This window comes from Vibrio sp. 10N.222.55.C7, from assembly GCF_041473335.1.
GTDB classification, from domain to species: Bacteria; Pseudomonadota; Gammaproteobacteria; order Enterobacterales; family Vibrionaceae; genus Vibrio; species Vibrio crassostreae_C.
In genome coordinates this window covers 115,657-134,942 of sequence record NZ_JBFRSC010000021.1, presented here as the reverse complement: position 1 = coordinate 134,942, position 19,286 = coordinate 115,657, and the positions used below count along the sequence as shown (strand labels likewise).

At 44.0% G+C, this 19,286-nt stretch carries 12 protein-coding genes and 1 riboswitch; of the genes, 7 read left to right on the top strand and 5 right to left on the bottom strand.

Annotated features, from left to right (window positions below; genetic code table 11):
- Window positions 1-110: 110 nt before the first annotated feature.
- On the bottom strand, window positions 111-2,228 hold the full coding sequence (locus tag AB4482_RS07925; RefSeq protein ID WP_050643783.1) for a methyl-accepting chemotaxis protein: 2,118 nt from the start codon (window positions 2,226-2,228) through the stop codon (window positions 111-113).
- A 499-nt stretch (window positions 2,229-2,727) separates the two neighbouring features.
- On the opposite strand from AB4482_RS07925, the gene emrD reads away from it, so the two are divergent.
- The 6 genes from emrD to AB4482_RS07895 all read left to right on the top strand — a co-directional run bounded on the left by emrD (window position 2,728) and on the right by AB4482_RS07895 (window position 13,501).
- Window positions 2,728-3,933: a multidrug efflux MFS transporter EmrD gene (emrD, locus tag AB4482_RS07920; protein WP_017065927.1), complete on the top strand. Its 1,206-nt coding sequence runs from the start codon at window positions 2,728-2,730 to the stop codon at window positions 3,931-3,933.
- A gap of 333 nt (window positions 3,934-4,266) precedes the next feature.
- The gene (locus tag AB4482_RS07915) at window positions 4,267-6,357 is read left to right on the top strand and encodes a S9 family peptidase (protein WP_372132083.1); all 2,091 of its coding nucleotides are present in this window, start codon (window positions 4,267-4,269) and stop codon (window positions 6,355-6,357) included.
- Window positions 6,358-6,526: 169 nt separating this feature from the next.
- Window positions 6,527-7,333 (top strand): exodeoxyribonuclease III, encoded by an 807-nt coding sequence (xthA, locus tag AB4482_RS07910; RefSeq protein WP_010437369.1) that lies wholly within the window; start codon window positions 6,527-6,529, stop codon window positions 7,331-7,333.
- 156 nt (window positions 7,334-7,489) lie between these two features.
- On the top strand, window positions 7,490-9,175 hold the full coding sequence (locus tag AB4482_RS07905) for a type I secretion system permease/ATPase (protein ID WP_372132071.1): 1,686 nt from the start codon (window positions 7,490-7,492) through the stop codon (window positions 9,173-9,175).
- Entirely contained in the window at window positions 9,168-10,508 is a 1,341-nt protein-coding gene (locus AB4482_RS07900) for an HlyD family type I secretion periplasmic adaptor subunit (protein ID WP_017070029.1), read from the top strand. Before AB4482_RS07905 ends, AB4482_RS07900 begins: the two co-directional genes overlap by 8 nt.
- Before the next feature lie 9 nt (window positions 10,509-10,517).
- A riboswitch (cyclic di-GMP riboswitch) is annotated at window positions 10,518-10,600 on the top strand.
- Window positions 10,601-10,630: 30 nt separating this feature from the next.
- Window positions 10,631-13,501 carry a hypothetical protein gene (locus AB4482_RS07895; RefSeq protein ID WP_372132069.1) on the top strand — a complete coding sequence of 957 codons (2,871 nt, stop codon included), beginning with the start codon at window positions 10,631-10,633 and terminating at the stop codon, window positions 13,499-13,501.
- 163 nt (window positions 13,502-13,664) lie between these two features.
- On the opposite strand, the gene AB4482_RS07890 is transcribed toward AB4482_RS07895, so the two are convergent.
- The 4 genes from AB4482_RS07890 to AB4482_RS07875 form a co-directional block, all read right to left on the bottom strand.
- A complete protein-coding gene (locus AB4482_RS07890; RefSeq protein ID WP_017063494.1) occupies window positions 13,665-14,342 on the bottom strand; it encodes an ABC transporter permease in 678 nt (225 codons plus the stop codon).
- A 2-nt stretch (window positions 14,343-14,344) separates the two neighbouring features.
- Window positions 14,345-15,085: an ABC transporter permease gene (locus tag AB4482_RS07885; RefSeq protein WP_017062124.1), complete on the bottom strand. Its 741-nt coding sequence runs from the start codon at window positions 15,083-15,085 to the stop codon at window positions 14,345-14,347.
- A 79-nt stretch (window positions 15,086-15,164) separates the two neighbouring features.
- Complete coding sequence (locus AB4482_RS07880; RefSeq protein ID WP_017066930.1) at window positions 15,165-15,935, bottom strand: ABC transporter substrate-binding protein; 771 nt, start codon at window positions 15,933-15,935, stop codon at window positions 15,165-15,167.
- Between the two features lie 136 nt (window positions 15,936-16,071).
- Window positions 16,072-16,842 (bottom strand): ABC transporter ATP-binding protein, encoded by a 771-nt coding sequence (locus AB4482_RS07875; RefSeq protein WP_004736532.1) that lies wholly within the window; start codon window positions 16,840-16,842, stop codon window positions 16,072-16,074.
- A gap of 799 nt (window positions 16,843-17,641) precedes the next feature.
- Here AB4482_RS07875 and AB4482_RS07870 point away from each other — a divergent pair.
- Complete coding sequence (locus AB4482_RS07870; protein WP_372051810.1) at window positions 17,642-19,183, top strand: DUF3360 family protein; 1,542 nt, start codon at window positions 17,642-17,644, stop codon at window positions 19,181-19,183.
- Window positions 19,184-19,286: the final 103 nt, after the last annotated feature.

The window sequence follows — 19,286 nt, the reverse complement described above, 5'->3', positions numbered from 1 at the left end:
AGCGTCAACCGCTGGTTATTGCCTAGCCTCTAAATAAACAATTAAAAAAGGGACAAATGAAATCTTCATTTGTCCCTTTTTCTATTCAAGAACTGGTTAAGGCTTAATGCTTATACCTTGAACTGATTGACCAACTTCTGTTGTTGTTGAGACAGTTGGTCAATTTCATTGCCGACTTGCTCAGAAGCCGCGGCTTGCTCCAAGATCTTCGCACTCAAATCGCGAATATTAACCACGCTTTGATTTACTTCACCGGAAACCGATTGTTGCTCTTCGGCTGCTCGAACGATCTGACTGTTCATATCACTGATCGCCTCAATAGAAGTAAAGATCGACCCCAGATCTTCAACTGCTTTCTGAACGTGTAATGCTGTATCGTTAGCTAGGATATTGCCTTCTTGTATTGCTTCAACGACATCTTGAGTTCCAGCATGAACCTTGTCGATCACCGCTCTGATCTCACCAACCGATGACTGGGTGCGACTTGCGAGGTTTCTTACCTCATCCGCAACAACCGCAAAGCCACGACCTTGTTCGCCAGCACGAGCCGCTTCAATCGCCGCATTCAATGCCAGTAAGTTAGTTTGCTCAGAGATCCCTTCAATCACACTTAAGATCTCTGTGATGTTTCCGTTATTTTTTGCCAATTCTTCAACAATAGGAACAGCACTCGACATACGCTCCACCAGCTTTCTCATTTCACCGGCTGAAAGTTCGATGACTTGTTGCCCTTGTTGAGCAGAACGATTCGCTTCGCACGCTGCATCAACGGCCACTTCTGCATTTTGTACCACTAAGCCCGCAGTTTGAGTCATCTCTTCGGCCGCTGTCGCCACAAGATCGACTTCTTTAAATTGAGATTCACTGCTTTCTCTGGTGCTTGATGCCGATGCTTTAGCCTGGCTTGTCGTACTCGCCACTTGTTCAGTGGTGTGAATAACTTCTTTGATCGTGTGTTGTAACTTGTCTAAGAATAAGTTGAACCCTTTAGATAGCTGACCAATTTCGTCTTGAGATTTCACTTCCAAACGCTGTGTCAAATCACCTTCACCAGAAGCAATATCATTAAGTCGCTCAACCACTTGTCGAATAGGCTTCACAATTGAAAGGGAAGCAAATGCGATGATGGCTAAGCCGAACAAAATGAATACGGTACCTGCAATTACTTCCGTCTTGATGCCTTCACTTAGCTTAGTACTAATGATGGAATCCAATTTGTTGGCATCAGCGACGACGCTCTCTCTTGGAATCTCGAACAACACACCCCAAGTTTGGTTAGCTGCAACAACAGGTGCAAAGGCAAGTAACCACTCACCGTTCTCGCTCCATTGCGTTGTCACTTCACCACCAAAGATAAAGTCGGTCATTAAATCACTGTTTGTATTGCCACTTTGGAAAGTTGAACCGACTGCAATGCTTGAATCATCAGAAGCGATGACCGAACCATCTAGACTAACCACGTAAGCTTTACCCGCACCGTTAAACAAGCTCTGGTCAGATTGAGTAATCACACTCGTTAAACCATCAAGTCTTAGATCAATACCAAGAAAACCAATAGCAACGTCGTCAACCAAAATAGGGACTGAAATAGAGGACGTAAGTAGTGCTACACCACCGCTGTTCACGACTCTCGGCGTACTAATACACGTTTGCCCTGAAGACAAAGGACAGTAAAAACGTTCGCTATTGCTGTCATCATTCAAGATAGATTCTGAAAGAACGTTCGCTAGAACATTTTCACCGTTATCTGCCACCTTCCAGTAAGGAGCAAAACGACCTTTTTCGTTAGAACCAACATAATCAGCATCGACATAATTCGCATCTTCACTATCGAGCAAGTCAGGCTTGAAAACTAGATACGCTCCTTGAATAGAGTCGAAGTTTAAAACCGAGCGACGAACCATTTCATCCAAGGCGGTACGAAGCTCTTCACTTGGTGTAAAGTTTTCGTCTGCATTGTTTTTTAGAAACTGAGCACTGGCCGCAAGCATTTCTGCGCGGTAAATAGCTTCGTCTACATAACGTTGAGTTTCTTGAGCATTAAGCTGAGAAACAGACGCCAGCAACTGCTGAGTTTTATTGATAACTGATTCTGAACTTTGAGATTTGATGACTTGTTGATTGCTCGTCGCGTTGTAGATCGAGAAACCAATAAGAGACAGTGACGTAATGATTAAACAACAACCTGCTAAGAGGGTTATTTTCCACTGTACCGATAGAGAGCGCATTTAATATCCTTATTTAAGCCAAAAGACTTCCATAACCATAACTATCACATCGACAACGAATTGCTGTACAAAATGTAAACAAGTTAGACGAATAGCTTAGCGGATAATTACAGCACAAATTGCTTACATATAAAACGAAAGTTTATACAAATGTTAATAGAGCGTGTTTTCTTCCTTTTTTCTGTGATTTAAAATGATGTACTCATATAATCATTGGCTGTGTTGCTTAGGTTTTAGCGCTTTGGACATAGCCAGAACATCGATATTTAAAGGAAGCCCACTCCACCCTCTCCCTCTTTAAAATGCAGCAATTTCGGATTAGTTTTTATAATCCAAGTCATAGATTTTTATCTTACTCAACTTCACACTTTTTGATTGCTAAGCCCGCAATCAAGCTCTAATATCTCGCGCCTAGATTCCCTGAACACTTTATTCATTTGGCTCTCCTTTAATGGAGCGCTAAGGCTTTTTACGTCTTAATTTTTGGAGAGATACGCAAATGTCCGCCTCGTTTCCATTAGCGAAACTTACCTTTTTAATCGCTATTCTGACTGCCGTAGGTCAAATGACTCAAACGATGTACGTGCCTTCTATCGGTCATATGGCAGGTGAGTTCTTAGTTTCGGCATCTTCACTGCAGGCAGTGATGGCGTGTTACTTGATCCCTTATGGTCTGTCGCAATTTGTTTACGGCCCACTTTCAGATCGCCTAGGTCGTAAACCGATCATCGTGATTGGTTTGATCATCTACATCATCGGTACTTTGGTGGCATTGTTCGCTCACGAATATGAATGGTTCTTAGCGGGCAGCTTTATCCAAGGTTTGGGCATCGGTTGTGGTGGTGCGATGTCTCGTACATTGACTCGCGACTGTTTTGAAGGCGCAGAGCTGCACCGTGCAAACAGCTTGATTAGCATGTGTGTGATTTTCTCACCATTGATGGCTCCTGTACTGGGTGGTTACCTAACAGAAGTTTTCGGCTGGCGTTCTAGCTACTTATTCCTTGCGCTGTTTGGTATTGCTGTTGTGATCACTATGATGACGAGCATGATGGAAACACTGCCGAAAGAACGACGCAAGCATGAATCGGTTGCCAACAGCTACAAGTTCGTTCTGTCTGATAAACGTTTCCAAGGTTTCTTATTGGTATTAGTCGCAACCTTTGCTGGTGTAGCCGTATTTGAAGCAGCGGCAGGTGTGTTGCTTGGTGGCGTACTTGGCTTACCGGCAACCACAGTAAGCTTGCTGTTTGTCTTGCCTATTCCAGGTTACTTAGTCGGTGCAGGCTTATCTAGTTACATCGCACAACGTCGCTCTGAGCGCCGTGCATTGAATGTTGGTCTGGTTGCGATATTGGTAGGCTCAACAGTGGTATTGATACCGGGTCTGTTTGGTCAAACAACAGCATTAACTTTGATTGGCGGTGCCACAATTTACTTCTTGGGCGCTGGCATATTATTCCCAGCAGCAACAACAGGGGCACTTTCGCCATTCCCGTACCACGCTGGTACTGGAGGTGCGATTTTAGGTGGTATGCAAAATCTAGGTGCTGGCATCGCAACACTATTGGCATCGTTCTTCCCAGCTCAAGACCAACTGCCACTCGGTTGCCTGATGATTGCTATGTCATTCATCGCTATGCTTGGTTTACGTTGGGTTAATCGTAAACCTGACCACTCAAACGAAATGCCATTGGCTATTTAACGTAAAACTCGAATCTTGCTAAACAAAGGAAAGGGACATACTGAAAAGTGTGTCCCTTTTTGTTGCACATTTATTCCTTCCACTCTCACGTATCAGTAATTTCATTTAACATTACTTTGATTTTTTGAAAACAATAACAGACACTTACGATGAAGGTGCATATCCAGAATCCAATTATAAATAATATCACTGGAAGATACCCAACCAACAAAGGATGCTGGCATCAAAAAGAGTAAGGTGCACACTAAGGATATATAGATGCGTATCGCTTTAACCACATTAGCCGTATCAATAGCGCTTTTCGCCGGATGCAGCAATCAAGGAATCTCAACCATGAACCACTACTCTCAATCACAACTCGTCGCTCAACAAACCCAAGCACCCGTTGCTAAGAAAGTCCCTCACGCAATGACGATTCATGGTGAAACCCGAATCGATGATTACTATTGGATGCGCGATGATGCACGCCAAGATCCAGAGATATTGCAACAACTTGAGCAAGAGAATCAGTACGCAGATACGGTGTTGAAACATACAGAAGCAGCACAAAAACAATTATTTGAAGAGATTAAAGGCCGAATCGCGAAAGACGACAATTCGGTACCGGTTCGCAAAGGCAGTTACTACTACTCGAATAAGGTCACAGGCGACAACGAATACCCAGTTCACCTGCGTGAAAAAAACTTTTTAGGCACAGACAAGCAAGTCATCTTAGATGTAAACGAGCTAGCAAAAGAGCATGAATTCTTCAGTATTGGTGGCTTAACGATCAGCCCAGACGAAAACTTGTTGGCCTATGGCGAAGATACGCTAAGCCGCCGCATTTACACCATCAAGATCAAAGACCTCACAACAGGTGAATACCTAAAAGATGAAATTGAAGGCGCTTCAAGTGCTATCGCGTGGCAAAACGACAACCAAGCCTTCTACTACATCAAAAAAGATCCACAAACATTGCTGGGTTATCAAGTTTACCGCCACGTGTTAGGCACAGCTCAGGCAAGCGATCAGTTAATCTACGAAGAAGCCGATAGCGCTTACTACACCTCTTTGAGTAAAAGCAAAGATGGAGAACAGGTCTACATTTGGCATTCGAGCACAGAAACCAGCGGTGTCTCAGTCATCGATGCCAACAACCCAAAGGCTACAGCTGAGGCTTTCTACCCAAAAGAGAGCGGCATAGAGTACAGCATCGCTAAGCTAGGTGATTTGTATTACATCTACACCAACTACCAAGCGGTCAACTTCCGTTTAATGAAAGTCACAACCGAAGAGATGCATGATCGCTCAAAATGGGTCGATGTCATCCCAGCGGACGATAATACTCAGCTTGTAGATTTCGAGTTGTTTGATGACCATCTTGTCTACGAGCAACGCGCGGATGGCTTGTCTACAGTGAAAGTTCGCCAACTCTCAACAGGCCACGAGTTTCCACTTGAATTTAACGACACCGCATTTGCCGCTTACCTAACGAGTAACTATGAATTAGATAACGCAAAAGTTCGTATCTATTACAGCAGCTTAACCACGCCAGGTACTTACTATGATTTCGACCTAAGTACAGGTGAATTCGAGCTCATGAAGCAAACACCCGTATTAGGTGATTTCGAAGCGGATAACTACCAATCAGAGCGAATCATGGTTACGGCTCGCGATGGTAAGCAAGTTCCTGTCTCTTTGGTTTATCGTAAAGACTTATTTAAGAAAGACGGCACTAACCCAATCTACCAATACGGCTATGGGTCTTACGGCTCTACGATTGAACCTACCTTCAGCTCAACTCGCCTAAGCCTACTGGATAGAGGTTTTGTTTATGCCATCGCACATGTCCGCGGTTCAGAAATGCTTGGTCGCCCTTGGTATGAAGATGGCAAAAAACTGACCAAACAAAACACGTTCAACGACTTTATTGATGTAACCAAAGAGCTTGTTGAAGAAGGCTACGGCGCGAAAGATAAAGTGTTCGCCGTTGGGGGGTCTGCTGGCGGTCTATTGATGGGAGCAATCATCAACCAAGCACCAGAACTGTACCGTGGTATTGGTGCACATGTTCCGTTTGTAGACATTGTGACAACCATGCTCGATGAATCGATCCCTCTAACCACCAATGAGTATGACGAATGGGGTAACCCGAACGATAAAGCCTACTACGATTACATGCTGGGGTACTCACCGTACGACAACATTAAGGTACAAAACTACCCGAACATGTTGGTAACGACAGGCCTGCATGACTCACAGGTGCAGTACTTTGAGCCAATGAAATGGGTTGCGAAGCTGCGTGAAATGAAAACAGACAACAACGTATTGCTGTTCAAAACCGATATGGAAGCCGGTCACGGTGGCGCTTCTGGCCGATTTAAACGATTAAAAGAAGACGCACTTGAATACGCGTTCTTTTTGGATTTACTTAAGACTCAATAGATTCTACGTAACTGTAAGTATTCACATCATTTAATGTCGCCATTTTGTCTCTACAAAGTGGCGACAGAAATTATTAAGCATGGTTAAATACGATGAACCATGAAATCCACCAAATCAAAAACCTTTAAAAACAAGTAGTGACAAAGGTTTACGAGAGGTATAAAAACAAATGAAAGTAATTAGCTTCAACATCAACGGTCTTAGAGCCCGCCTTCACCAACTGCAAGCTATTATCGACAAACACCAACCCGACGTGATTGGTCTGCAAGAGATAAAAGTGCACGATGAAGCCTTCCCAATTGCTGATGTTGAAGCAATGGGCTATAAGGTTTACTTCCACGGTCAAAAAGCCCACTACGGTGTGGCAATGTTGTGTAAGCAAGAGCCTATCTCTGTGCAGAAGGGTTTCCCAACAGATAATGAAGACCATCAAAAACGCATGATCATGGCGACGTTTGAAGATGAAAATGGTGAAAAGGTTACCGTGCTAAATGGCTACTTCCCTCAAGGGGATAACATCAAGCATGAAACAAAATACCCGTACAAACGCCAGTTCTATAAAGACTTAATGACTTACTTAAACGATTATCACAACAAAGATGAGCAAGTGATAGTGATGGGCGACATTAATATCAGCCCTATCGACGCAGACATCGGCATTGGTGAACCTAATGCGAAACGTTGGTTAAAAACTGGTAAATGTTCTTTCCAACCAGAAGAGCGCGAATGGTTGAAAACATTGATGGATTGGGGCTTTGTAGACAGCTTCCGCTTGCTGCACCCTGAAGTGAATGATCAATACTCGTGGTTTGATTACCGCTCAAAAGGCTTCGTAGACAACCGCGGCCTGCGTATTGATGTAGTCCTAGCGACTCAAAAGCTTGCTGATAAGTGTACTGAAGCTGGCATCGATTACGAGCTACGCGGCATTGAAAAACCGTCAGATCACGCTCCGATTTGGTCAACGTTTAAATAAAATCCAAATTAAATTTCAAATCAAAAATGCACAAGCTTTTGTTTAGCTTGTGCATTTTTTTTACTTAGCTCAAATCCACTCAAAAAGCTTGAGATAGTTCACATTCTCGCCTCTGCCCATCTATACTATTTGGACAACCAATGGAGAGAGTTTTGTATGGACGCAAAGCCTTGGGCCGGTATAAATCCAATTAATCTGCGTAGTTTACTTCCGATGATGGTGGTCAGCGGAGCGATCAGCGTATTGATGTTAGTCGTTCCCTTATTCAGCCTTCAAGTGTTTGATCGAGTCCTCTCAAGCCAAAGTTTAGATACGCTTCTATTCTTGGCTTTCATTGCTGTGTTCCTACTTACAGCCCAAGCGTTCCTTGACGCGTCTAGAGCCAAGTATGCACAAAAGAAAGCGATCAAATTTGAATTTATCGCGTCTCAGCAGCTCTTTGAGCAAACCTCCTTCTCATCGAAATCAAAAGAAAAGCATCTGTTCAATGATATCAGCGAGGTAAAGAGCCTACTCTCTTCTCCAGCCTACTTTGTCATGTTTGATCTGCCGTTCACTCCCCTGTTTCTTATCATTATGTTTGCGATTCATCCATATATAGGGTTAGTCGGTGTGGGTGCCGTTGTTTTTATTCTCATGACAACATTACTTTCTCATTGGGTTAAATCTAAGCACTTTAAGACCACTTATTTAAGCCAGCTCGCAACACAAAGAAAAAACGACGAGTGCTTTCAAAAACACGCCACGATTTTTAGCCAACATCAACAACAAGGTCTAAGTCAGACCTACCAAGAAATATTGGCGGAAAAGAGCTGGTCTCGAAGCCATTTAGATCAATCCACCTGCTCACTGAGTGCATTTTCTCGTTACATACGTATGGTCCTTCAACTCATCATCATGGCTGTCGGAGCAAGTCTAGTCATTCAAAATGCCATGTCTGCTGGTGGAATGATTGCGGGATCGATCCTAATGGCGAGAGCACTTCAGCCAATTGAGATGCTCTCTAGTGGTATTCAAGCATGGAAAACTGGTTTGGATGCAAACAAACGCTTAGCTAAGGAATTTGCTTCTCATACTAAACATACCGAGCGAACCGAGTTAGAAACCATTAAAGGTGATCTGGTCATCGACAACGTCACATGGTTCGCCTCTGAAAACCTTAACAAGCCGACTCTTAATGGTTTGAAGCTAAGACTGGAATCTGGAAACCGAGTTGCATTGATAGGCCCTAGCGGGTCAGGCAAGTCTTCCATCTGCAAAATGATCACTAACGGCATATCACCCTCAAAAGGTGGCATTTCTATCGATGGACTCAATGTCGAGTTGTGGAATCAGAATCAGTTCAAACACACCGTCGGTTATGTTCCTCAGCACATCGACTTTTTGCATGGCACTGTCAAACAAAATATCGCCCGATTTGATTCCAACGTTACGGATAGCCAAATCGTCAGATCCGCTATTCAAGCCGGTGTGCATGACGCTGTTGTCGCCTTACCGAATGGATATGAAACGATTATAGGTTCTTTTGGTCATCAGTTATCTGGTGGACAAGCCCAGAAACTTGCCATCGCAAGAGCATTGGTTTTCTCACCTAAGCTACTCGTGCTTGATGAGCCTGATTCCCATCTCGACAAAGAAGGCGAAGAGTTTCTTGTTTCGCTATTACAATTGGCGAAAGAGAAATCCATTTCTGTCGTGATGGTAACGCATAACCCAAGCTTACTCAGACATGTCGATTGGGTTGTTGAATTGAAAAACGGCCAGATAACACAAGCAGGCGAAGCGAGTAAAGTGGTTCGGTCGCTCTTCAATGTCGCTTCCTCGGAGGTGTCGAATGGCTAGTATTCATCATGACGATAAAGGTATTCACTTCGACGATGGTAGAAAACTGATCTTTTCTACATTCAAAATACAGGTGTTCATCTGGTTAGTTCTTGTGACTACTCTTGGTGGCTTTGCTGCTTGGGCATACCTAGCCCCGCTTTCTTCTGCTGCCATTGCGCCAGGCGTGATTATCGTAGAATCAAAGCGAAAACCCATTCAGCACTTAGAAGGCGGGATTGTAGAAATCGTCCATGTTTCTGACGGCGACCATGTTCAAAAAGACGAACTGCTCATCACGTTAAGTCACACACAAGCTCAAGCATCGCTTCTAAGGCTAAGAGCTCAGTGGCAAAGTGATTTAGCGCGGCTGAACCGCTTACAATCAGAGTTAGCGAGTCATCAAGAAATTCAATTTGATATGAGATTACTCTCCCTTATGAGTGACCCAAACGTATCAAGCTTACTTGATACGCAGAGTAAACTTTTCAGCAAAAGACAATCGTTAAAATCCGGTGAATCCGATGTGTTACAGCAAAAAGTCGAGCAATCAAAACTTGATCTGCAAGGCTTCCAACAACGATTCTTAGCCGGAAATCGAAGCCTGAAGTATTTAGAAGAACAGGTACAAATGCACCAAGATTTGCTTGTTTCCGGTAACACATCCAAATCTCGCTTATTGGATTTACAGCGAGAACGCTCTCAATTACAAGGTAACGTTGCTGACCTCAAAGCTAGAATCGGACACGCCAAGCGCACCATCGCCGAAGCGAAATTAGAGCTGATCAACGCGGATTATACTTACGCCAAAACGCTCGGCGAAGAGATACAAGATTTAGAACGAAAGCTGAATGAAACCAGAGAAGCTATGGTCAATGCTCAAGATATTCTTACCCGGGTTGAAATAAGAGCACCTCAAAGTGGTGTGGTGGTTGGACTTAATGTGGTCTCCGAAAATGCCATTGTTCCACCCGGTGAAACCTTAATGGAATTGGTTCCGCAAAATGACGAGTTGATTGTAGAAGCGTTAGTCAAGCCAGAAGACATTGAAGCCTTACGAATTGGGTTGGATACCCAAGTAAGACTGACCGCATACAGTTTCCGTAAAACACCACCGATTCGTGGAAAGTTAGTCCATATTTCGGCTGACCGCATTAGTGATCAAGCCACAGGATCTTCTGCTTACTTAGCGAGAGTATCGTTAGATAAGTCTGAGCTAGAAGCATTAGAAAACATCTCATTGTATCCGGGCATGCCCGCAGAAGTGATGATTTTACTTGAGCAACAAACACCGCTCGAGTATCTACTCAATCCACTCTCTGTGAGCGCCTATAAGGCAATGAGAGAAATTTAACCAAGCGCGAGAAGAAAAAGCCAAACTCATCGTGAGGTGAGGACGGAAAGCCGCAGATCTCAAGGATGAAGCGAGATGGCTGGGCTGCCTCTATGTATCGAATGATATGTGAGGAAAAAACGATGGCAGAAGTAACCAATACAGCAGCAGGACTGAAAAGTAATGGTAGCAATGATACCAATATACTAGTAGATGGTCCTAACCTCCCCACCCCAGAATCTAGAGATGTCAACAATGACCTTTCTAACCTCAGCGGCGATAACCTCGAAGTACGAGCCGGTAAAGGCGACGACATTGTGCATGCCGGCAGCGGCGATGACTTTATCGCTGCTGGACGTGGATCGGACACAATTAAAGCTGGAGCCGGAAACGATGTGGTTGAAGCTTGGAATCATTCGCTCAATGCTGGTGATGAAGCCGGCGTTAACCGCGATTTAAGCGCGGCACGCGATAAAGATTTAGAAGCGCTAGGAGAAGAGTGTGTTGACGACATTGTGGTTGCAGGTGCCGGTGATGATTACGTTGAAGGCGGTGCGAACAATGACATTATTTATGGTGACAGAGGCGCTGGTGCAGAATTTGGCGAAAACCTAATCAGCGATGGTGACTTTGAAGCTTTTGACCTTGGCAATACGTGGGGAACAGCGCCAAGCGCCGGTGCATGGAACGCCGAGTTTGGCAGTATCGAGATTCAAGAACAACTGCATGGCGGTGTCCCAGCTGATGGTTACGGGACTGATATCGCCAGTGGTCACTTCCTAGAATTAGACTCGCATGGCGCGAATTCAAATTCAACCGTCTCCCAAACATTTACGGTCGATGACGACGGTATATATCAACTCGATTTTTCCTACGCTTTTCGTAATAAAGGAGGCGATAGCACCACTGCTCCTTTCACAGTTCAAATAATGGCAGGCACCGACGTTGTATTCGAAAAGTCTTTCCAAGACATTGACGGCGTAGATGATGATTGGGATCTGTTTAGCGAAGATGTCGATCTCTCTTCAGGAAATTACTCACTCAATTTTATTGCCGACGGTGCAGAAGATACCTTTGGGGCTCTGATTGACAATGTGTCATTGAAGCAAGTACTGCATAACGATGTGCTCATTGGTGATAACGGACCAGACGCTGCAAATGAAGGCGCTGCTGGGAACGATTTGATTCGAGGCGGTAAAGGGAATGACGTAATTATCGGCGATAACTTTGAAGCGCTGTCGTTTAACGAAGGAACCGGCGAGTTTGAATTAGCAGATCCAACGACATCCGTCGACCTATCAGCAAATTCAACCGCCTACAACGCTGATGGTTCTGTCGGCACCGTTGATACAGGTAATGCAAGCTCTGGCGGTACAGGTTATGGGGTAGATGGCGCAGCAGAGGCTGGCGTGCTTGCTCAAATTGGCTTCAGCTACGACGGCGTTACCGGTGAAGGTGCATCAGAGATGTTTTCCGTCAGCTTAGACGAACATACAATGATTGCTAAAGTCGGCATTTCCAACCTCTACTTAAATGAAGGCGACAATGGCGTAGATGAGGCAGGCCATTGGGCAGCATATCGGGAAGGTATTCTGGTCGCTGAGGGCGATTTCATTGCGAGCGATTTAGCGGATGGCAATAACAACAACGGTTATCTAAACATCGGTCCTGATGACACTGGCTTTAAAGCCTTTGATGAACTTCAGTTTACTGCCGTTGGTCCTGCATTTGACAAAAACGGAAACGCTAATGCCGATTCAAGTGACTACTACGTCACTTCTGTTACCACCGATGGCCTAACGGGTGACGGAACCGATATATTGCGCGGTGGTCGTGGGGACGATGTCATTCTTGGTGGTGACAACGCCAAAGGTGGCATACCTGAACTCGATCCTGAGACGGGTTACTACGATGTAAGTAGCTTCAGAGGGACTATTGACGTCACTATGGAAGGCACCGAAGCGGGCTTCGAAAATTCGTTTGGTTACTTCACAAAAGACAGTGAAGGCAATGTAAACGCTGAAGTCATTTGGGGGAATGTGAAAGATCACCTTCCAAACTCTGAAGCTGGCAACAGCTTTAGTCTCGATTTGGGGCACTGTGATGATTGCGTTGATACGCTCGGGTTCTTCATTATCCCAGATGGCGGGAATGACGGTTTCGTCTCAGGCGAAAGTATCGCAATTGACTTAAACACTCAACAAGCGACCAGCTCTAACAATAGTGACCACCCCTTCTTGCTGGGCGTACAAGATTTAGTCGGTAGTAACGGCAACCTTACCTTAGATGTTAGCGGCATTAACAACTTCAATCCGGGTACAGAACTCGGAAATCAGTTCTGGAATGACAACCCTGGCGGTGATGGTGACTTCGATGATGTGGTAACCACCGTTGAAATCGACGACCAACCAGAGCAATTGTTTGGTGGTAAAGGCGATGATTGGCTTGATGGCGGAGACGGAATCGACCATATCAAAGGCGGTAAAGGCGATGACATCATCATTGGTGGTGGTGGTGCAGACGAAATCCGTGCTGGTAAAGGCAACGATACAGTAGCCTTTGATGCAGAGGATACTCTAATTCATGGTGGTAAAGGGTTCGATGTACTGGTCGCCAATGACCCTGGTGGTGTCGATATCGACATGTCGAAGGGGTCAAACATCAATGGGTTTGAAGCAGTCATAGGGGGAGACTCAGCTAATGACAAACTGACTATTTCTCTAGGTAAAACCTTCAATCAAAACCATGACCTTGATGGTAATAGAGCAAAGAACGACGACCAAGTTGCTGAATTCTTTGCTTTAGGAATTGAAGATATCGACGCAAGTCATCTTCAAGGATTCCAATACCAAACCGCAACATCAGTGACGCTAGACCAAGATATGCAAGATAAACTTGGACTCGATGGAACTGAAACGATTACCGCTTATAGCTTCACCAAAGGAGGCAAAGAAGTCATCATCTACACTGATGCATCCTTTGATGGTGATTTCATTGGCGTTAATGAAGTTTAATTGCTTTTTGAACTAGTAAATTAGAAACAAAGTTAAAGGACTTATTGCTTGTGTAATAAGTCCTTTTTGCTTCAAAGAGCTACTCAACTAATTCCTATACAAACCCTAAATAAGAACGGCGCTCAATGAGCGCCGTTTTGTTAACTGTGTGAATACCGTGCAATTAGCTAAGGGGTCTTAGATAAGCAAGGAAACGCTTCTCTGCGAATTTGAAAATCGCAATGATGATAAACGTCAACCCCATGTAAAACAGACCTGCCGTTAGGAAAGACTCGAATGGGGCATAGTAACGAGAGTTAACCAAACGAGCTGCACCGGTTAGATCCATAATGGTTACGATACCAGCTACCGCAGAGCCGTGAAGCATGAAGATAACTTCGTTACTGTAAGCCGGTAATGCACGACGTAGAGCACTTGGTAAGATGATACGACGGTAAGTCTTAGGTGTGCTCATGCCGTAAGCTTTTGCTGCTTCCACTTCACCTTTCGGTAAGCCATTAATCGCACCGCGAATGATCTCAGCAGTATAAGCTGACGTGTTAAGAATGAATGCCACCAAAGCACAGAACCACGCGTTTTCCCATAATGTGTCTTTCACTGGGAAGAATTGGTCCATACCGTAGTAAATCAGGTACAGCTGAACCAGTAATGGCGTACCACGGAAGAAATAGATGAATGACCAAGCCGGAGCATTAATCAGCATATTTGGACTGTTACGAGCGATAGCTAGTGGTATGGCGACGAATAAGCCAATGATCAAAGCAACGCAAACCATCCAAGCCGTTGTCCATAAACCACCAAGGTAAATCGGCAGGCTTTCAATTATCAATGAAAAGTCCATAACTACCTCGCGTGGATACTGAATTTACGTTCAACCAGCTTAAGTAAGCCCGTTGAAACACTGGTGAAGAATAAGAAGATAATCGCCACAGTCATGTAGAAAGTGAATGGCATTTTGGTTGAACCCGCCGCCAGTGCACTAACACGTACCATGTCTTCTAGGCCAATAATCGAAACCAGCGCAGTGGTTTTAAGTAATACCAGCCAGTTATTCCCAAAACCCGGTAATGCGTGACGAATCATCTGCGGTAGCAGTATGCGGTGAAACGCCTTTACAGGGCTCATACCATAAGCTTTTGCCGCTTCCATTTCACCGCTGTCGACAGCCATGATGGCACCACGGAACGTTTCTGCCATATAGGCACCGAAAATAAAGCCTATGGTTAAGACACCAGCAACAAATGGGCTGACATCAATATAATCAGGTAAGTAAGCGGTCCATTCGTGGTTAGGATCACTGGATGCAAACCACTCGTTGAGCCACTCGTTGATGGAATACAAACTGTTGTTTAAAAGGATTTGTCCACCAAAGAAAATCAACATCATCAGTACGAGATCTGGAATGCCTCGAATGACGGTTGTGTAGAGGGTTGCAATAGCACGAGCCCAGCGATAAGGCGCGAGTTTTGCTAAGGCACCTAGCATACCAAGAACCATAGCTAAAATTAGCGACAGCAAGGCAACTTCGATTGTGAGCACCGCCCCTTTCAGGATCGACGCTTCATATCCTTGTAAATCAAACATAATGGATTCCAACAGAACTGCGAAAAAGTTGGTAAGACAGGGAGAGGAGAACCTCTCCCTTAAGAAGTGATGCTAGAGATTACTCACCGTATACGTCGTAGTTGAAGTATTTAGCAGCGATCTCTTGGTAGATGCCTTTTTCACGTAGTGAAAGGATTGCAGCATCTAATTGCTTAGTCAGATCTTTGTCTTGCTTACGTAGAGCAATACCAAAACCTTCACCGAACCACTTAGGATCTGTTAGTGATGGACCAACAAACTCGTAGTCTTCACCACCAGCTTTGTTTAGTACGCCTTCTTCTAGAGCAGATGCATCGCCCAGTACAGCAGCAACACGACCGTTAGCTAGATCAAGGTAAGCTTCATCGAATGAACCGTAACGAACGATTTCTACAGTGTCACCGTAGTTGTCTGTTAGGTACTTATCGTGCGTTGTTGCACGTTGAACGGCGATCTTTTTACCACTTAGGTCATCAAAGTTAAGGTCTGCACCTTTCTTAGCGATGAAGTTGTTTGGGATAAGTGCGTATTTACCAGTGAAGTCGATCTTTTTCTTACGCTCTTCCGTGATAGACATTGCCGCGATGATCGCATCATATTTACGAGCAAGTAGAGAAGGAATAATACCATCCCAATCTTGTGCAACGATCTTACACTGCACCTGCATTTCAGTACAAAGCGCGTTAGCCATATCGACATCGAAGCCTTTCAGTGAACCGTCAGCTTCTGTCCAGCTAAATGGAGGGTAAGCACCTTCAATACCGAAACGTACTGTTTTCCATTCTTTTGCTTGAGCTACGCCCGTTGCAGCAGTTGCAGCAAGTGCCGCGACTAATAACCACTTTTTCATATCCCTACTCCTGTGATTTAGGTTTTTATGTTTTGCTAGTTTTAATATTGTGTTTGTTGCTACTTATTAACTTACTTGTTGTGTTTTATTGTTCACACCGTCGCTGTTTACCTTGGCAACGGCATTTCAATTCTGATTAGTAAATCGATGAGATAAATTGTTGTAAACGCTCAGATTCAGGTTCCGTAAACAGTTTAGCTGGATCGCCCTGTTCTTCCACTAACCCCTGATGCAAGAACATCACATGGTTAGATACGTCACGAGCAAAAGCCATTTCGTGCGTTACCACGAGCATGGTTCTGCCCTCTTCTGCTAGATCGCGCATTACGCCAAGCACTTCGCCTACTAACTCAGGGTCTAATGCTGATGTAGGTTCATCAAACAACATAACTTCAGGATCAACCGCTAGCGCTCGCGCAATAGCAGCACGCTGTTGTTGGCCGCCAGACAAATGACCCGGGTAGTAATCTTTACGCTCATACAGGCCGACTTTCTTCAGTAGTAGCTCTGCATTTTCAATCGCTTGTGCTTTAGGTACACCTAAGACGTGAACAGGCGCTTCGATAACATTTTCAAGAACGGTCAGGTGAGACCACAGATTGAAACCCTGAAAAACCATCGCCAGACGAGAGCGGATTCGCTGTACTTGTTTTTCATTGGCAGGAACAGAAACACCTTGGCGGTTGTTTTTCATTTGAATTAATTCGCCATTAACCCAAATCTCGCCTGCAGTAGGTGTCTCTAAAAGATTGATACATCTAAGGAAAGTACTCTTACCCGACCCTGAAGATCCGATAATCGATACTACATCGCCTTTATGCGCAGAAAGTGAAATTCCCTTTAAAACTTCATTTTGACCAAACGTTTTGTGTAGATCCTTTATGTCCAGCGCTGGTACATCTTTCATGCGCTTTCTCTCCCAAGTTTGTGAAAATGCAAGGTACTCCGACCTTTTCATGCGATACAAACTAGCACCACACGGAATAACATGCAACAAATTATTAACCTAATAATTTGGAATAAATAGCGATTCACTCTGACTTATTATGCAAAAGGTAGCGTTTTCGCCTCAATTTAATGAATGGGTTCTATCAATAAGCTGTAATTACACCCCTTGCATTGTTTAAATAAAGTTAATCAAAATGAGATTCTCGTAGCTGGATGTCTCACAAGAAAAACACGTTTTGTGAACTTATAAACATTACTGTCGACAAAATATAGCGCATGCATTCAGCACACCAACCTCACCATAAGACACAATTATTTTAAGGTTATTACATTGTGAGTATTTTACTCGGAACAGTTGGGAAGCAAGTAATAGTGAAATAACTCAGTAAGAATTGAGTATTGAACTCGAGCCATGACGACAAAGGCTCGAAGAAGATAGGTAAACGTCAATTTGTGAAAACTAATTACACGATTCATCAATGGGAAGTTAATGAATCGCTGCGTTTTGTAGCTTTCTTTCACATATACTCATAAAGTGATCAAGATCAATCACCCTAAAGGGTAAGCTTGTTAGACTCCTCAGCAAAGAATAAGGCATTAAAAATGCCAAACATTTCTTTTAACTTAGCTGCATAAAGCACAGCAAAACCGTGCAACATAATGTTAATGAGTTATAACTAAGAAATAACGCAATTACGCAATTACGCGAACTTATAGAATTCAATTTTAGAATTACTAACAAAAAATATGAGGAATCTATGTCAGACGTTGTCAATAATGCGAACTCTGAAGTAGAAGAGAAAAGCTATAAAGAGCTACACCGTCCTGCTTCTGAATTTGAGAGCCGCTCAGATTATCTAGATCACGAACTTCAAATCATGAAGCCTCGCCGCTTCGGTTTAAACCTTCCAGGTCGTGACTTCCGCTTTGAACTTGAAGATCTTGTTCCTGCACTTGCTGGTACTATTGGTATCATTGCGATGTACTCTGCAGTAATGATGTCGTGGGCTGATGGCCTAACTCAAGCTTGGGATCACGTAAACCTAGGTAAAGACTTCGCAATTGAAGTCGCTCGTGTAGAAATGCTTATTCCTGCACTACTGTTTTGTATCCTTGCTTCTGGTTTCTTTAACCCTAAAGCAAACCTTGCCGGCAACCACGGCCCAATGATCCCTCTTATCGGTACCATCGCTCTCGCTGGTGCTCACCCTCTTGCATTGGCCATCCTGATCGGTGTGTTCGGTCTCATCCTAAGTTTCCTAAAAGGCGGATCTAAACTTGTTAACCTAACTTCTGAAGGTACAGCAGGTGGCTTGCTCATATTCTTAGGCTTAACCGGTACCATGAGCCAAATCAACTCAATTCAAGAGTGGGCGGTTGGTCTTCAATCTTCTACCGTTGAAGCGGGCAGCATGGGTTACGTTGGTTTAATCGTTCTTGCTATTACTATTGCTATCTACGCTTTCTTAGCAAAAGTGAACAAGCGTTGGTTAGCTATCCCTGTTTGTGCATTCACAGGCCTTGCTATTGCATTAGTTCTAGGTGCTGGTTTCGACATCGTATTCGAAACTGAAATGGGTATTCCAAACCTAAACCCAGTTTACTGGTGGGGTTCTACTTCTGAAGGTTGGATGCTTGGCTTGCCAAACGTTGAACACTTCATCGCATCTCTACCATTTGCAATCCTTGCTGTAGCAATGTGGTCTCCTGACTTCCTAGGTCACCGTATCTTCCAAGAACTGAACTACCCTAAACGCTCTGAAAAAGTTCTGATGGATGTTGATGACACAATGACTATGTGTTCTGTTCGTCAAATGGTAGGTACTGCAGTTGGTGGTGGTAACATCACATCTTCTTGGGGTACTTACATGATCCCAGCAGCAATCGCGAAACGTCCAATTCCTGGCGGCGCAATCTTGCTTGGTTCTCTATGTATTATTGTTGCGATTCTTGGTTTCCCGATGGACGTAGCAGTATGGCCACCAGTGATGCGTGTTGCGCTACTTGTAGGTGTATCTCTACCTCTACTTGAAGCAGGTATGCAAATGGTTAAGGATTCAAAAGATTCTCAAGCGGCTGGTATCTGTATCTTTGGTTCAGCGGTTGTTAACCCAGTATTAGCATGGGCACTAACTATGCTTCTTGATAATAATGGTCTAATTGGTGATAAAGAGCGTGCAAAGCGTCTATCATTTGTAGATAAGATTGTTATCCCTGTTGGCGTTTTAGTTATCTGTCTAGTGGCAATGCTTGCAGTTGGTATGCTAGAAGGTCAGTATGGTCTAAAAGCTTGGCTATAATAGTCCTTACTACACAAAAGTAGTATTAGGATTAAAAAAAAGTTTGGGTGGCAACCCCTGCCACTCAAATTTTTTCAACTTTTTTTGGCATTTATTGATTTAG

Bases quoted from the DNA above. Each gene is read 5' to 3' on its own strand.
- AB4482_RS07885 (WP_017062124.1), bottom strand. From the start codon at position 15,085: ATGTTTGATTTACAAGGATATGAAGCGTCGATCCTGAAAGGGGCGGTG.
- AB4482_RS07900 (WP_017070029.1), top strand. From the start codon at position 9,168: ATGGCTAGTATTCATCATGACGATAAAGGTATTCACTTCGACGATGGT.
- AB4482_RS07905 (WP_372132071.1), top strand. From the start codon at position 7,490: ATGGACGCAAAGCCTTGGGCCGGTATAAATCCAATTAATCTGCGTAGT.
- xthA (WP_010437369.1), top strand. From the start codon at position 6,527: ATGAAAGTAATTAGCTTCAACATCAACGGTCTTAGAGCCCGCCTTCAC.
- AB4482_RS07880 (WP_017066930.1), bottom strand. From the start codon at position 15,935: ATGAAAAAGTGGTTATTAGTCGCGGCACTTGCTGCAACTGCTGCAACG.
- AB4482_RS07925 (WP_050643783.1), bottom strand. From the start codon at position 2,228: ATGCGCTCTCTATCGGTACAGTGGAAAATAACCCTCTTAGCAGGTTGT.
- AB4482_RS07915 (WP_372132083.1), top strand. From the start codon at position 4,267: ATGAACCACTACTCTCAATCACAACTCGTCGCTCAACAAACCCAAGCA.
- AB4482_RS07895 (WP_372132069.1), top strand. From the start codon at position 10,631: ATGGCAGAAGTAACCAATACAGCAGCAGGACTGAAAAGTAATGGTAGC.
- AB4482_RS07890 (WP_017063494.1), bottom strand. From the start codon at position 14,342: ATGGACTTTTCATTGATAATTGAAAGCCTGCCGATTTACCTTGGTGGT.
- emrD (WP_017065927.1), top strand. From the start codon at position 2,728: ATGTCCGCCTCGTTTCCATTAGCGAAACTTACCTTTTTAATCGCTATT.
- AB4482_RS07875 (WP_004736532.1), bottom strand. From the start codon at position 16,842: ATGAAAGATGTACCAGCGCTGGACATAAAGGATCTACACAAAACGTTT.
- AB4482_RS07870 (WP_372051810.1), top strand. From the start codon at position 17,642: ATGTCAGACGTTGTCAATAATGCGAACTCTGAAGTAGAAGAGAAAAGC.